The sequence below is a fragment of the Acinetobacter legionensis genome, from assembly GCF_057165765.1.
Genome location: NZ_CM169896.1, coordinates 3,822,176 through 3,836,221, shown reverse-complemented (window position 1 = coordinate 3,836,221; position 14,046 = coordinate 3,822,176). Strand labels below are relative to the sequence as shown.

The window sequence follows — 14,046 nt, the reverse complement described above, 5'->3', positions numbered from 1 at the left end:
AAAAAATCCCAACATTGTTTGGGATTTTTTTATGGAATATGTGTTTTGAATGGTTTATGCAAATATCTTATTAGAACATGGTATTACTATTAGCGCTTGATTCGGGAACAGCTTGTTGTACATCCCAGTGTTCAAGAATTTTTCCATTTTCGACTCTAAAGATATCGACAATTGCAACACCACGATCATGTGGATTTTGAGCTGAATGAACGTGTAAAAACACTAAATTTCCTTCAGCTACTGCACGTTTGATTACACTTCTTGCTTCTGGATTGTTTTGGAAATACTGAGTAAAGTGATTTACAAAAGGTGCTTTGCCATCTGGAACACGTGGATTGTGTTGAATATACCGATCATCAATATAACGATCTGCATATGTTTTGACTTGATGCTTTTGAAATACACCCTCATAAAAATCAGTCACAATAGCTTTATTTTGTTGCGCTTGTTGGGTTGTTGAATTTGCTGGTAATGTGTTGTTCATTGTAGTAGTAGCAACGTGACTTGGATTTTGGGCACATGCAGTGAGAAATATAATAGGGCTTAGAGTTAGGCTGAGTACAATAAATTTTCTTGGCGTAGCTGATCGCATGATTATCCTCTATAGTTCAAGTCTCAATAGTTCAAGATGGTGGTGGAAATAACACCATCTTGATGAGGAAGTAAGCATGAATATAGTGAATAATGGTCACTCATTATTTGTACTTTGGTAAATTTTATACTAACTAAACAGTAAGTTTTATTTACATTTGCAGATTTTTACTTATTTCTTTTTCAGGCGTTCTTTTGACACCCAAGCCCACACCATTTGGCATTCGACAGGCTCTTTTCCAGACTCATCCATAATGGTGACTGGAACTAGCGTTTCACCTTTTTCAGAGCTTTGCATTTCTAAAATTTGTTCTTTGCTCAATGTCGCTGTTGCTGTCATATCACCTTTAGACGGTCGTTTATATTCAATATGCATGCTTTTGATCAATACAATTGAACTATCAGGAACATTCATACCTGTGACAAAGCCTGTTGCTGTTTCAGCAATCAGCGCCATTGCAACAGCGTGTAATTGTCCAATATGGTTTTGCATAGCACGGTGATTTTTAATTTCAACCACAACTTTTGAATGGCTGACCTCTAGGTATTTAATATTGGCTGTACCCACCATAGGCACAACTCGACCAAACGCCTTACTCCAGAGCGTACTACGAATGCCTTTAGGGAATTTAGAGGTCGCTTTCACAAGTTTAGATAAACGGTTGGTCTGAGTCATGTCTTAACCTATAGTGCTGCTAAAGAGCTTAGTCTTTGAAGTTATTAAATTGTAAAGGTACACCGAATTGTTGTTCTTTTAAAAATGCCATAACTTGCTGTAATGTATCGCGCTTTTTATCAGTTACACGTATCTTGTCACCTTGGATAGAAGATTGCACTTTGACACCACTTTCTTTAATGGCTTTATTAATTTTTTTTGCAGTATCTGAGTCAAGTCCGTCTTTAAGCTTGATCACTTGAACAATGTTTTTACCTGAAGCCGTCATTTTTTGTGGATCAAGGGCTTGAATATCAACTTTACGTTTAAAGAAATGATTTTCGAGCATGCTATAGACTTGTTCGCACTGGAAATCACTTTCAGTTGAAATTTTAATTTCTTTGGCTTTTTCATTAATTTCGATTGAAACGTCCTGACCACGGAAGTCAAAGCGTGTTGCAATTTCTTTTTGGGTGTTTTGAACAGCGTGATTTACTTCAAAAATCTCTAATTCTGAAACAATATCGAAAGATGGCATAGTTTAGACCTTTACAAATGGAAAGAATATCTGAGATGCTAGGGATGTTTTCTTCATTTGCCAAGTGTTGTTTACATCAAAGGAGTGCACAATGATCCGTAAATTAGAAATTACAACATTTGAGTTCCCAGAAAATGCCGTTATCTGGGATGTTCGTGATGCAAAAGCCTTTGCCGAAGGCCATGTTAAAGGTGCTGTAAATCAGCCTATAGATGGTTTAAGTGCTGAGAGCTTAACTCAAGTGAATTCGGATCAGTCCATTTACATTTTATGTGGTGGTGGAAGTAAAGCGCCTCGAGCTGCTGAAAAATTAGAGAGTTTAGATGGTTCTCGTGATTACGTTGTGCTTATGGGGGGAACACGTGCAGCACGTGATGCAGGCCTCCCATTAGAACAGGGTTCGTAAAAAAGCGCCGAAAGGCGCTTTTTTATTACAAATAATCAATAAAAAAGAATCATGGTTGTATCGGTTTAAAATAAGGTTTTTTCTCTTTTACTTTCTTTTGAAAGCGGTTTGGATTTAATTTTTGCAATAAATTTTGAGAAATCGGGCAAGCTTGATGAAGGACCAAAGCTACCAAGATTTCACTACACAAGGGCGCAAATAAAAAACCTTTAGAGCCCAGCCCAGAAAATGTATAAACCTCTTTCTCAGCTTCAACTTTTCCCAGTAATGGAAAATAGTCCAGACTTTGAGCACGTACTGAAGCACGACCTTGCCATTCATCTACTTTGCAGAGCGATTCTGCGTATTGTGGAAACACACTGTGGATAAGTTCATAGTTATGCACATGGTCTTCAAGCAAAACTTTAGTGTCATCACGATTGGGATAAAAAGAAGCACCTAAAATCAAATGCTGCTCATCAAGCTGCATACAATAGCCTCCATAACTGTAGGCATATTGCGGATCTAATCGGTGTTTAACATTGTTGAGCCAACTGACTTGTCCACGGATCGGGTTGAGTATCGGGAACTGCTCAAAAAAAGCATGGCTTTCTTTGGCACAACATACAATCACATGATTAAAATCACCAAGATCTGTGTGTTGGCTATCTTGTAGTGTTAATTGATGGTGATTCGATTGAGCAATACTATGAATGTGAGCATGTTTAAATTGAATCAGCGGATGTTCAAGAATTTGGTCTTTGAGTTGCTGAGGATAAATTGAACCTGCTTGAGTGAGCTGTAAACTCTCTAGTGTGGTTTGTAGCTCTAAATCATCGGATGTTTGGTTTTTAAGTAAACCTTGGGGATACTGCACTGCTAAATCCAATAAATGCTCAGTATTTTTTTGTGCTAATTGTTGAACGGCAATAGGACGAAAAGCCTGAAATTTTGGATAATGCTGCAAAGCATGTTGCCAAGCCAAGGTCATTAAATGTTCCGAACTTTGCTCGATAGGGCAGAGTTTCGGATTTAATAAGGCCAGAGGGTTGCCAGAAGCACCTGCTAAAGGCGCTGATTGGTCGTAAATTGTAACTTGATGTCCTCTTTGGGCAAATCCCCATGCGCAGCTTAAACCTGCAATTCCAGCGCCAATGATGGCAATGTGGCGTTGATGTAAATTGTTTTGAGTTTTCCATATTTTTTTTTGAATGTTTTGTGCTGTAAGATCTATTGACTGCAATTGATTTTCTTCGACTGCTTGTTCAGGCGCACTCCAAATGGCTTTTAGCATTTCACGTTTATGACCAAAACCACGCGGACGTGAAATAGTGATTCCATGCTGCTTTAGACCCCGTTTAAGCACACCTGCTACGCTGAATGAGGCAAAAGTTGTTCCAAAATCTGACAGTCTGACAATATTGTTTAAAACTTTGTCTTCCCATATGTCTGGATTACAAGAGGGGGCAAATCCATCTAAAAACCATGCGTTCACTTGTTGAGATTTAACCATTGCTGGAAATACATCATGTGCATCACCTAACCACAGATCAATTGAAAAACGTGCTTCTGGAAAGCTTAAACGGTGACAACCTGCGATGGGCAATGGATAGTGTTGAATCAACTGATCAGAAAATTGTTGAAGTTCAGTCCACACCTTTAACGCACGGGTTAAATCCTGTTTAGACAAGGGGAACTTTTCTACACTGATTACATGTAAGTGGCTGTGATTCTTTGGACGAACATTGTGCCAAAGTTGCCACAATGCCAAAATATTTAATCCTGTACCAAAGCCAGTTTCACCAACACAGAAATATTCAAAATCATCTAAATCTGCAAGTCGTGTTGAAAGATCATTACCATTCAAAAATACGTGTCGGGTTTCAAGTAACCCGTTGTCTTTAGAAAAATAGACATCACCAAATTGTTTGGAAATTGGAACTTCAATTCCATCAATACATTGCCAGTCTAAATCGGCAGTTTGAATGGCATTTGACAAAGCAGATTACCTTTTGATAATTAAAATGAAAAAACCTGACATTTCGCAGTATCAGGTTAAAGCGTGAAACTTTCTAAGCACAAAGTCAAAGCAGTGGGCTTACCACTGACGACGACGTTTGGTATAGATATAGCTTGCGATTAAAAAGCCAAGTAAAACACCAACAGCAATGGTCGCAGCACCATATAAGAACATTTGCGCACTTTGTTCACTTTGTAGAACTTGAACTTGTACACCCAGATTGTCATTTTTGAGTTGTAATTCTTGGTTCTGTGAAAGGGCTTCTAAATTGGCCTTTTCAAGTTGCTGTAAACGTGTTGCTTGGTCTTTAACCAAAGCTTTAGCTTTGGCATCTTGAGATGCTTTTTCTTTGCTAATTTGTTCAGCCGTTAAAGGTTTATTTTCTTGCGCTTGAGCCTGCGTTTGGATGCTGGAATTTGCACCTGCTACAGCAGGAATAATACTCGGTTTTGGCGGTGCAACAGGTTGGGCCACCTGAGTAGGCGCTGCCGTCGTTGCTTGAGTCGCTGAAGATTGAGTAGGCTCAGCCGAGACAAGGGGGGATAAAAGTACAAAAGAACTTAAAGTCAGACTAAGTAAGCTTTGGACGACAACGCGCATTATGTTATCCCTTAGGCAATGCTTTATTGAATGGTTTAACATCAATATGACTATAAATTCCTTCTTTTAAGAAAGGTTCGTCTTTTAACCATTCATCCAAAGCTTCACGGCTGTCAAAATCGAGAATTAAAGTACTGCCATAAAAACCTGCTTGTGGATTTTCACGATCAATCGGCATCGCGCCGGCCACGATGACACGACCTTCAGCATCTAACTTTTCGAGTCGAGCTAAATGTTGTGGACGCACAGCAAGACGTTTTTCTACTGTACCTGCTTGATCGGTACAAGTAATTACAAATAATGGCATGATATTTCTCGATTTTCTAAAACACTTTATTCGTCGGTAGATTTAAAGTGTTTTCGTAATATAACAAACTGGATAATAATAAAGGAAAACATGACAATCATGTCACCAAATGCTGTAAATTCGCCCCAATATTTTCCACCTGCAAATAAAAATGCGAAGAAAATATGTAAACAAGACATGACAATGAACATCGCAGCCCATGCAAAGTTTAGATTTTTCCAACCTTTTTCAGTCAGGTTTAAGACTGGACCAAATAACCTTTGAATGAGTGGCTTCTTTTCTTTACCAAAATAAGGAGAGAGCAAGAAAGCGCCAGCAAAGGCTAAATTCAAAATTGCAGCTTTGAGACGAATATAAAAATCATCACTCAACATCAAGGTGATTCCACCAAAAATGACGGTCATGAACAAAACAAACCATTGTTGTTTATCCAGACGGAATTTTTGGAAAATAAATAGCGCACCATAGACCACAAGCATTGAAATAATCAGACCTGTAGTTGCAACAAGGATGTTGTTGTTGTTTACACCACCTGCTGAACCGATCAATTGTAATAATGGATGATCGGTGTTTTTAGGATCAACCGTTTTGTATAAATAAAAGAAAATTATGAGTGGCACAAAGTCTAAAAGTGCTTTCATGTTAAAGTATCTAGTCTGTTCAGGTTGATGGGATAGTATAAAAGATGCAAGGCATAGATTTACATACTCACAGTAATATTTCTGATGGAACTCTGACTCCAGAGTTATTGGTTCAAGCTGCCATCGAGAAAAGCATACATACACTTGCATTGACGGACCACGATAGCATGGATGGCTTAATACAAGCTGAACAATTTGCAAAAAATCAACCAATTCAAATCATTTCAGGTGTGGAAATCTCTAGTCAATGGTCTAGACCTGAGACTAAAAAAAGTTATGGTGTGCATATTGTTGCACTCAATATGCAAAATCCTGAACCATTACAACAGCTTTTAATGCAACAGAAGAAAATTCGTGCTGAGCGAGCCAAGCAAATCTGTGATTTGTTAATTCCTTTGATTCATCAGGATATTTATGCAGAAGTTGTGGCAAAGGTGGATGGTGAACCTGATCGGATTACTCGGACGCATATTGCCAAAACCCTTGTAGAAAAGGGTTTTGTTCAACGCGCACAGCAGGCATTTGATAAATACATTAAGGAAGGTAAAAAAGCCTATGTAAAATTTGATGGTTTAGGTTTGGCAGAAACCATTCAGGTGATTCATGAAAGTCAAGGTTTTGCAGTATTGGCACACCCAACACGTTATGATTTATCAGCAACAAATACCCGTTATTTAATTGAAATCTTTGCACAATATGGTGGTGATGCTGTTGAGCTTCCACCAGCAATGGAACCTGCTTCAACACGACAAATGGTTGATCGAATGATTGCTGAACACGGTTTAAAAGTGTCTGTGGGGAGTGATTTCCATGGTGACAATATGCCTTGGATTAAATTAGGCAATATTCCACGTGTCAAAGAAGGGCAAGTTGGGATTTGGGAGAGTTTCAGATAATACACCTTGATGATGTATTCAAATACTTAGATTTTTAATGAGATCTGTTTTTGAAAGACATCTCATTTGAATGAAACAAAAAATCCCTCTAGAGCAGAGGGATTTGGGGTTGATTATAAAATCAGCTTTCTTTAACAGTATAAGGGTTTTCAAAGCCTAGTTTTTTCAAGATTTCAATTTCGAGTGCTTCCATTTCTTCAGCATCATCATCAGAAGTTTCATGGTCATAACCCATTAAATGTAAGGTGCCATGAACCAGCATATGAGTGAAATGCTCAATAGGTGTCTTTTGTTGTTCAATCGACTCTTGTAAAACCACGGGGATGCAAATGACTAAATCACCGATGGGTAATGCATCAAGCATGGGTAGAACTTCTTCAGGAATCTCACTTGGAAAAGACAATACATTGGTGGGTTTGTCTTTTTCACGATATTCAAAATTTAATTTGTGACTTTCATCTTCATCAACACAAGCAATTCCGATTTCACAATCTTGGTCTACATCAATATGACGTAGTGTTGTTTCAATGACTTTTTTTACATAGACACGTTTGAGCACCAATTCTGGTGCTTCAAACGCTTGTTGTAACGATAAGCTAAGTTTCAAAAACAGTCCTTAAACATTTTCTTGATTTGCAGCAGAATGTTCTTCATGTTGAGCATCTGCGGCAGAATCATTTTCAGAAATTAAGGCTTCTTGACGTGCTTTACGTTCTGCACGAGCTTCAGCACTTAAACGGTATTGTTCACTGTCCCATCCTTCATAAGCCTCTACAATTTTTTGTACCAGCTGGTGACGAACGACATCTCGGGAATGGAAGCGAGTGATGTGAATTTCTTTGATCTTTTCGATGATACGCAATGCGTGAGCAAGACCCGATTGTTGCCCGCGTGGTAAATCGACTTGTGTAATATCCCCAGTGATCACTGCACGAGAACCAAAACCTAAACGGGTCAAAAACATCTTCATCTGTTCAGGGGTGGTGTTTTGTGCTTCATCGAGAATTACAAAGGAGTGATTTAATGTACGACCACGCATATAAGCAAGTGGTGCAACTTCAATCACTTGGCGCTCAATCAGTTTTGCAACTTTTTCGAAGCCCAGCATTTCATACAATGCATCATAAAGCGGGCGTAGATATGGGTCGATCTTTTGGCTTAAATCGCCCGGCAAGAAACCGAGTTTTTCCCCAGCTTCAACAGCAGGGCGAACCAAAAGGATACGTTGAATTTCATTACGTTCAAGCATATCTACCGCAGCAGCGACTGCAAGATAGGTTTTACCTGTACCTGCAGGGCCGATTCCAAAAGAAATATCGCTTTGTAGAATACGTTGTACATAACGTTTTTGATTGGCACCACGAGGGTTAATTCGACCTTTACGCGTTTGCAACCAGACATCATCTAAACCGGTATGCTCATTGTCTGAAAGGTCGTCTTGTAACTCACGGTCAGTTTGGCTGCCTTGAATCATCAAATGAATCGTATCAGCACTGATTTGCTGAGAGAGTTCAGCTTCTGCATGCAAACGCTGCAATAAACCTTCAGCTCTCTCAACGGCTTCTAAATCACCATCGATATAGAAGTTATCGTTGCGATGAGAAATGTTGACATTTAAACGTTGTTCGATTTGTTTCAGATGACCGTTATAAGCACCTAACATGCTTTTTAAACGTTCAACTGAAATACCTGGAAAAGCTACTGTACGTCGAATCGCTGCAGTCAAGAGATATCCTTTTTAAAGTAAAGTCTATACCCTTACATTACGCCACGTCAGGCTCAAGATTCAAGAGTTCTCCATAAACTAAATTTAGGGTCTTAATCTCTGTAACCTCAATCTCTGCAAAGCGTCCGACCCAAGAGGCGTCACCTACAAATGTTACTAAACGTGTATTGTCAGCTGTACCGACCAATAAATTTGGATCTTTATTAGAAACATTTTCAACCAGCACACGTTGAATGGTGCCTAACATCGCATCGGTTTTACGAATACTTGATTGCTTAATCCAGTGTTGAACTTTGGCTAAACGTTCTTTCTTGACTGCATCAGAGGTGTCATCAGGTAATTCAGACGCTGGTGTGCCAGGACGTTTTGAATAAACAAAACTATAAGAATGATCAAAGTCTAAATCTTGGATAAACTGATAGGTTTCTTCAAAATGTGCATCAGTTTCACCGGGGAAGCCGATAATAAAATCTGAAGATAAATGCATATCTGGACGAGCTTTACGCAGTTTGGCAATTTTTTCGATATAGACATCAATGGTGTGGTTACGCTTCATCGCTTGTAACACATCATTTGAGCCACTTTGTACTGGTAAATGCAGATGTGAAACCATTTGTGGTAGGTCACGGTAGCATTGAATCAAATCTTCATTAAATTCGAGCGGATGTGATGTTGTATAACGTAAACGACCGATTCCTGGAATCTCTGCAACCAAACGTAATAAATCTGCAAAGGTACAAATTTCACCTTCAAAAGTTTCACCACGATAGCCGTTTACATTTTGTCCTAAAAGGCTGATTTCGCGAACGCCTTTTTCAGCTAAACCGGCGATTTCTGCCAAGACATCATCCAAAGGACGAGAAACTTCTTCACCACGAGTATAAGGAACCACACAGAAAGAACAGTATTTCGAGCAACCTTCCATGATTGAAACAAACGCTTTGTAACCTTCAACACGAGGTTCAGGTAAAAAGTCGAATTTTTCAATATCAGGGAATGAAATATCTACAAGTTTAATTTTATCTTTCTTCGGCTTTTCAATTTGCTCAACATGCTGATCCAGCATTTGTGGTAAACGGTGCAATGTTTGAGGGCCAAAAACCATATCGACATACGGTGCACGTTTTTGAATGTTGTCGCCTTCTTGAGAAGCAACACATCCACCAACACCGATAACGAGATCAGGATTTTTTTCTTTTAATTTGCGCCAGCGACCCAACTCAGAAAATACTTTTTCTTGGGCTTTTTCTCGAATTGAGCAGGTATTCATTAACAGGATATCTGCGTCACTTGGATCTTTGGTTAAAATATAACCGTGTGAGTCGCCTAAAAGATCTGCCATACGATGACTGTCATACTCATTCATCTGACACCCTTGCGTTTCGATATACAGTTTTTTTACTGCACCGTCGGCTGGGGTGTGCTGTGGCTGGGTTACAGTGTTTTCTGAGGCAGCTTTGGCACCATTGGGAATGAAGGTTTGAACCGTCATGGAGGCGTCTTTCCTATGAATAAAGGGAGTTTTGAATGTGTACTAAGCCTGCTATTTTAACAGACTCATAAAAGGCGCGCCATTTTATAGTATTTAGAGTGAACTCAGGAAAATATTTAGCGTCTATTGCCATTTATTGAATTGTAGGGCATTGAAAATGAAAATTATGAAGAAAAAATAGAGAACAATATTAATGATGAATCATAAGGTTACATAACACAACAGTAGAAATGGATTAGAATAATTAAACTAGGCACAAATAAGTGCATCAGTATGTTAAAGGCACATCATGCAGGTTGAGAGAGAAACGGTGTTAAAGCAGCAACTTAAGCAAAATAAATTAAAACTTTACCTTTTAGGAACAGTTGCATGTACAAGCCTGCAAGTGGCTCATGCTGCTGAAGAGCAGTTTAATGATGCTTTACGTAATGCAAATAATCCAAGCGCTTTAGAACAATACCGTTCTTCAATGCAAAATGATGCTTTGGGCTATTATCCTGAGTATTGGTCACTGAATTCAAATCTCGCTTTTCAACCTTCTGCAAATATCATTAGCTTTGCGCAACGTTATCCTCAATCGGCGATGGCGGAAAAGTTAGCTGCGGATTATGTCGAAGAAAAGGTTAAACAAGCAGATTACGCCAGTGCGCAGCCTGTATTGCAATATGTCTCTAATCCAGATCAAGCAGAACGTTGTGCCGTTGCTCAAGTTCGTGCGAAAACTGGTGACGTTTTGGTCTATGCTGAATTTAAAGATGTTTGGTTGGCAACCAATTCTCAACCTGAATCATGCAATGGTTTAGGCCGCATGATGCTTAGCAGCCCACTCATGACTGCTCAAGATCGTCAACAACGATTATATGCACAACTGAGAGCAGGGCAGTCTGGTCTAGCTATCGCTACCGCACAAACGATTGGGGTTAATTTATCATTAACCCAATTGAACCAAATCCAAGCCAATCCATTAAATTATTTATGGTCTGCACCAAAAAACAATGTAGAAGATTATGCTTATTTGGTTTATGCACTGGGTCGTGCAGCAGATACGGATTTAACCAGCGCTTTGCAGTCAGTACCTAAGTTGGTTCAGGGTGTACCAGCGGATGTACAAAAATATATTTATCGTACTGTCGGTTATATCGGCGGAACGACCGTTATGAAAAATAATTTTAATCGTGAAGTACTGCAAAATTTTGATGCAAGCTATGGTGTGCCATTCAGTGCAGAAGAAGCAGAAGTTTACGCACGACAAGCCATTCGATTTGGGGCTTGGGAAAGTGTAATTCGTGCAATAGACAGTATGAGTGTGACACAAAAGCAAGAAGACCGTTGGCAATATTGGTTGGCACGTGCTTCAGAACAACGCAATGATGCACAATCTAAAAGAACCGCCAAAGATATCTATCAACGATTGGCAATGTCGGGTGATGATTATCATAATTTGCTTGCCAAAGATCATTTGGGGCAAAAATATAATGATAGCCCTGCCAGAGAACAGCCTTCAACTGATGATCAGCAACGCTTAAATAGTGATATTCATTTCCGTCGTGCATTTACTTTGCGAAATATTAATGCGCCTGCAACATATACCAATAGGGAATGGAACTGGGCGGTACGTCAGGCATACTTAAAACATGATGATGGGCTGCTGCTTGCTGCCGCAAAACGTGCAACTGATATGGGTTGGTATGATCGTGCAATTTACGCAGCAGAACGTACTGAGAAAAAACATAACTATGTTTATCGTTATGCCACACCTCATCAGTCGTTGGTGGTAAGTCATAGCCGTAATGCGGGTATTGATCCAGCTTGGGCCTATGGTTTAATGCGCCAAGAAAGTCGTTTTGTGACTGCTGCTCGCTCACATGTTGGTGCAGGTGGTTTGATGCAAATCATGCCAGGCACTGCAAAGTTGGTGGCAAAACAAATGGGTGAAACTTATAATCCTGCTGCACTCAGTGATGCCAATACCAATATTCGCTATGGTACTTTCTATCTTTCCATGATTCATGGTCAATTAAGCAGTAACCCTGTCTTGGCAACAGCAGGATATAATGCTGGGCCAAATCGTGCGAAACGTTGGCAGCCAGATTATCAAAATCTTTCAGCTGATCAATATACGGAATCTATTCCTCTGAATGAAACACGTGACTATGTAAAAAATGTGATGACCAATGCAGCACATTATGGAATATTGTTGGGACAAGGGCCTCAAGCGATTGAAAGTCGTATGCCTGTTATTCCAACCCGTGTTTCACAATAAAACTATTTAGACTTGGATGAAACTTTGTTGGTAAATCAATGATTTTCAAAATTTTGCGTAAATTGAAAGAATTTTGCTTAGCATGGACCTTATGCTTTGTGGGATTTTTTGGGCTCAATATGCAGTTACATGCTGCACCGCAATTACAAGGCTATGTCATGCAAGTCCAGATGACACCTGCTGTATGTGCATTAGATTCCTCTAAACAAAAACAACGCAAATGTCTCGAAGGTTATTCATTAACAATCACAGGTTTATTGCCTGAAACGACAGAGCGGAATTGCACCACCAATACATCTGCAAGTTTAACGCCTCTACAAGCCAAGGTCGTTGCACGGGTAATGCCTGAGGAAAATGCGCGTATTCAATTGTGGCGTAGTGTGGGTGGCTGTGTTCCAATGAACGCGAGTCAATATTTTAGAACAGTGATTAATTTAGCAGATCGTTTGAAGATTCCTACAGATTTAACCAGCTCTGAAAATAAGAATGTACAACATAATGCGTTAAAAACTCAATTCGTTAGATTAAACCCGGGAATGAATAACGATAGTATCCGTTTTACTTGTCAAAGTTCATCATCAAACCCTGTATTAACCGAGGTTCAAGTGTGTTATCGGGTCAATGGTCAGTATAAACAATGTTCAAATCACATTGTTTCAAACTGCCCAAATACATTCTCAATCAAAGGGACTTATTAATTCTTCTGAGGTATTTTATTTATATTTCCTATCATACTTTTGTTGAAAAGCATTCTCTTTTACATGCAACTGTTAAAGGATTGGAGTACAATCTTTGCCGTTTATGATAATTCGATTAAAACGGATTTAACCGTTTAATCACATTAACGATCCTCATTGGAGATAATTACATGAAGCAACCTGTTCGCGTTGCCGTTACTGGCGCAGCTGGTCAAATCGGTTACAGCTTATTATTCCGTATCGCTAGCGGTGAAATGCTTGGTAAAGACCAACCCGTTATTTTGCAATTGTTAGAAGTTCCATTTGAGAAAGCTCAAGCTGCGCTTAAAGGCGTAATGATGGAATTAGATGACTGTGCTTTCCCATTATTGGCTGGCATGATCGGTACTGATGATCCAAAAGTTGCATTTAAAGATGCTGACTACGCGTTATTGGTTGGTTCACGTCCACGCGGTCCTGGTATGGAGCGTGCTGACTTGTTAAAAGTGAACGGTGAAATCTTCATTGGTCAAGGTCAAGCACTTAACGAAGTTGCGAGCCGTGACGTTAAAGTACTTGTTGTAGGTAACCCTGCAAATACAAATGCTTATATCGCAATGAAATCTGCTCCTGATCTTCCAGCGAAGAACTTCACAGCAATGTTACGTCTTGACCATAACCGTGCATTGACTCAAATTGCTCAAAAAGCAGGTGTTGCTGTAGCGGATATCAAAAATCTTACAGTTTGGGGTAACCACTCTCCAACAATGTATGCGGACTACCGTTTTGCAACTGCAAATGGCGTAAGCTTAAAAGACAAAATCAACGATGCTGATTGGAACGCAAATGTATTCCTTCCAACTGTTGGTAAACGTGGTGCTGCAATCATTGAAGCGCGTGGTCTTTCTTCAGCTGCTTCAGCTGCAAATGCTGCGATCGACCATATGCGTGATTGGGCGCTTGGCACCAATGGCGAGTGGGTAACAATGGGTATTCCTTCTGATGGATCTTATGGAATTCCTGAAGGTGTGATGTACGGTGTTCCTGTGATTTGTGAAAATGGCGAATACACACGTGTTGAAGGCCTAGAAATTGATGCATTCAGCCGTGAACGTATGGACAAAACACTTCAAGAGCTTGAAGAAGAGCGCGCAGCTATTGCTGATATGCTTAAATAATTAAAACTTAATCTTTTAAAGATTAAATTTGAAAAAGCACTCTATTTAGGGTGCTTTTTTTAGATTCAAGTCAAACA

The 14,046-nt window shown here is 39.5% G+C and carries 15 protein-coding genes; 5 read left to right on the top strand and 10 right to left on the bottom strand.

Annotation, left to right across the window (positions count from 1 at the left end):
- Positions 1–70 precede the first annotated feature (70 nt).
- The 3 genes from AC2G3J_RS17455 to AC2G3J_RS17445 form a co-directional block, all read right to left on the bottom strand.
- Positions 71–592 (bottom strand): nuclear transport factor 2 family protein, encoded by a 522-nt coding sequence (locus AC2G3J_RS17455; RefSeq protein ID WP_336952155.1) that lies wholly within the window; start codon positions 590–592, stop codon positions 71–73.
- A gap of 171 nt (positions 593–763) precedes the next feature.
- Positions 764–1,267 (bottom strand): DUF4442 domain-containing protein, encoded by a 504-nt coding sequence (locus AC2G3J_RS17450; RefSeq protein ID WP_004717985.1) that lies wholly within the window; start codon positions 1,265–1,267, stop codon positions 764–766.
- Between the two features lie 28 nt (positions 1,268–1,295).
- A complete protein-coding gene (locus AC2G3J_RS17445) occupies positions 1,296–1,784 on the bottom strand; it encodes a YajQ family cyclic di-GMP-binding protein (protein WP_336952154.1) in 489 nt (162 codons plus the stop codon).
- Between the two features lie 91 nt (positions 1,785–1,875).
- On the opposite strand from AC2G3J_RS17445, the gene AC2G3J_RS17440 reads away from it, so the two are divergent.
- The gene (locus AC2G3J_RS17440) at positions 1,876–2,190 is read left to right on the top strand and encodes a rhodanese-like domain-containing protein (RefSeq protein ID WP_336952153.1); all 315 of its coding nucleotides are present in this window, start codon (positions 1,876–1,878) and stop codon (positions 2,188–2,190) included.
- Between the two features lie 49 nt (positions 2,191–2,239).
- On the opposite strand, the gene mnmC is transcribed toward AC2G3J_RS17440, so the two are convergent.
- The 4 genes from mnmC to AC2G3J_RS17420 form a co-directional block, all read right to left on the bottom strand.
- A complete protein-coding gene (gene mnmC, locus AC2G3J_RS17435) occupies positions 2,240–4,168 on the bottom strand; it encodes a bifunctional tRNA (5-methylaminomethyl-2-thiouridine)(34)-methyltransferase MnmC2/FAD-dependent 5-carboxymethylaminomethyl-2-thiouridine(34) oxidoreductase MnmC1 (protein WP_483770373.1) in 1,929 nt (642 codons plus the stop codon).
- A 99-nt stretch (positions 4,169–4,267) separates the two neighbouring features.
- Complete coding sequence (locus AC2G3J_RS17430) at positions 4,268–4,789, bottom strand: SH3 domain-containing protein (protein ID WP_336952150.1); 522 nt, start codon at positions 4,787–4,789, stop codon at positions 4,268–4,270.
- A gap of 4 nt (positions 4,790–4,793) precedes the next feature.
- Positions 4,794–5,096: a YciI family protein gene (locus AC2G3J_RS17425; protein ID WP_004717974.1), complete on the bottom strand. Its 303-nt coding sequence runs from the start codon at positions 5,094–5,096 to the stop codon at positions 4,794–4,796.
- Positions 5,097–5,122: 26 nt separating this feature from the next.
- The gene (locus tag AC2G3J_RS17420; RefSeq protein WP_004717972.1) at positions 5,123–5,737 is read right to left on the bottom strand and encodes an inner membrane-spanning protein YciB; all 615 of its coding nucleotides are present in this window, start codon (positions 5,735–5,737) and stop codon (positions 5,123–5,125) included.
- A gap of 44 nt (positions 5,738–5,781) precedes the next feature.
- Here AC2G3J_RS17420 and AC2G3J_RS17415 point away from each other — a divergent pair, with 44 nt between their 5' ends.
- Positions 5,782–6,633 (top strand): PHP domain-containing protein, encoded by an 852-nt coding sequence (locus AC2G3J_RS17415; protein WP_336952149.1) that lies wholly within the window; start codon positions 5,782–5,784, stop codon positions 6,631–6,633.
- Between the two features lie 121 nt (positions 6,634–6,754).
- Here AC2G3J_RS17415 and ybeY read toward each other — a convergent pair whose 3' ends face one another.
- The 3 genes from ybeY to miaB are packed head-to-tail and all read right to left on the bottom strand — an operon-like array spanning position 6,755 to position 9,851.
- Positions 6,755–7,240, bottom strand: coding sequence for an rRNA maturation RNase YbeY (ybeY, locus tag AC2G3J_RS17410; protein ID WP_004818840.1), 486 nt, complete (start codon positions 7,238–7,240; stop codon positions 6,755–6,757).
- A gap of 9 nt (positions 7,241–7,249) precedes the next feature.
- Complete coding sequence (locus tag AC2G3J_RS17405; RefSeq protein WP_419358896.1) at positions 7,250–8,359, bottom strand: PhoH family protein; 1,110 nt, start codon at positions 8,357–8,359, stop codon at positions 7,250–7,252.
- A 37-nt stretch (positions 8,360–8,396) separates the two neighbouring features.
- Positions 8,397–9,851, bottom strand: coding sequence for a tRNA (N6-isopentenyl adenosine(37)-C2)-methylthiotransferase MiaB (gene miaB, locus AC2G3J_RS17400; protein ID WP_004717965.1), 1,455 nt, complete (start codon positions 9,849–9,851; stop codon positions 8,397–8,399).
- A 289-nt stretch (positions 9,852–10,140) separates the two neighbouring features.
- Here miaB and AC2G3J_RS17395 point away from each other — a divergent pair, with 289 nt between their 5' ends.
- The 3 genes from AC2G3J_RS17395 (at position 10,141) to AC2G3J_RS17385 (ending at position 13,969) form a co-directional block, all read left to right on the top strand.
- Complete coding sequence (locus tag AC2G3J_RS17395; protein WP_483770372.1) at positions 10,141–12,114, top strand: lytic transglycosylase domain-containing protein; 1,974 nt, start codon at positions 10,141–10,143, stop codon at positions 12,112–12,114.
- Positions 12,115–12,152: 38 nt separating this feature from the next.
- The gene (locus tag AC2G3J_RS17390) at positions 12,153–12,812 is read left to right on the top strand and encodes a ribonuclease T2 family protein (protein ID WP_419358893.1); all 660 of its coding nucleotides are present in this window, start codon (positions 12,153–12,155) and stop codon (positions 12,810–12,812) included.
- 170 nt (positions 12,813–12,982) lie between these two features.
- Positions 12,983–13,969: a malate dehydrogenase gene (locus AC2G3J_RS17385; RefSeq protein ID WP_004717959.1), complete on the top strand. Its 987-nt coding sequence runs from the start codon at positions 12,983–12,985 to the stop codon at positions 13,967–13,969.
- Positions 13,970–14,046 lie beyond the last annotated feature (77 nt).

What these genes read in the sequence shown, in the direction of transcription:
- AC2G3J_RS17455 (WP_336952155.1), bottom strand. Translation starts at nt 592, where the DNA reads ATGCGATCAGCTACGCCAAGAAAATTTATTGTACTCAGCCTAACTCTA.
- AC2G3J_RS17450 (WP_004717985.1), bottom strand. Translation starts at nt 1,267, where the DNA reads ATGACTCAGACCAACCGTTTATCTAAACTTGTGAAAGCGACCTCTAAA.
- AC2G3J_RS17445 (WP_336952154.1), bottom strand. Translation starts at nt 1,784, where the DNA reads ATGCCATCTTTCGATATTGTTTCAGAATTAGAGATTTTTGAAGTAAAT.
- AC2G3J_RS17440 (WP_336952153.1), top strand. Translation starts at nt 1,876, where the DNA reads ATGATCCGTAAATTAGAAATTACAACATTTGAGTTCCCAGAAAATGCC.
- AC2G3J_RS17430 (WP_336952150.1), bottom strand. Translation starts at nt 4,789, where the DNA reads ATGCGCGTTGTCGTCCAAAGCTTACTTAGTCTGACTTTAAGTTCTTTT.
- AC2G3J_RS17425 (WP_004717974.1), bottom strand. Translation starts at nt 5,096, where the DNA reads ATGCCATTATTTGTAATTACTTGTACCGATCAAGCAGGTACAGTAGAA.
- AC2G3J_RS17420 (WP_004717972.1), bottom strand. Translation starts at nt 5,737, where the DNA reads ATGAAAGCACTTTTAGACTTTGTGCCACTCATAATTTTCTTTTATTTA.
- AC2G3J_RS17415 (WP_336952149.1), top strand. Translation starts at nt 5,782, where the DNA reads ATGCAAGGCATAGATTTACATACTCACAGTAATATTTCTGATGGAACT.
- miaB (WP_004717965.1), bottom strand. Translation starts at nt 9,851, where the DNA reads ATGACGGTTCAAACCTTCATTCCCAATGGTGCCAAAGCTGCCTCAGAA.
- AC2G3J_RS17395 (WP_483770372.1), top strand. Translation starts at nt 10,141, where the DNA reads ATGCAGGTTGAGAGAGAAACGGTGTTAAAGCAGCAACTTAAGCAAAAT.
- AC2G3J_RS17390 (WP_419358893.1), top strand. Translation starts at nt 12,153, where the DNA reads ATGATTTTCAAAATTTTGCGTAAATTGAAAGAATTTTGCTTAGCATGG.
- AC2G3J_RS17385 (WP_004717959.1), top strand. Translation starts at nt 12,983, where the DNA reads ATGAAGCAACCTGTTCGCGTTGCCGTTACTGGCGCAGCTGGTCAAATC.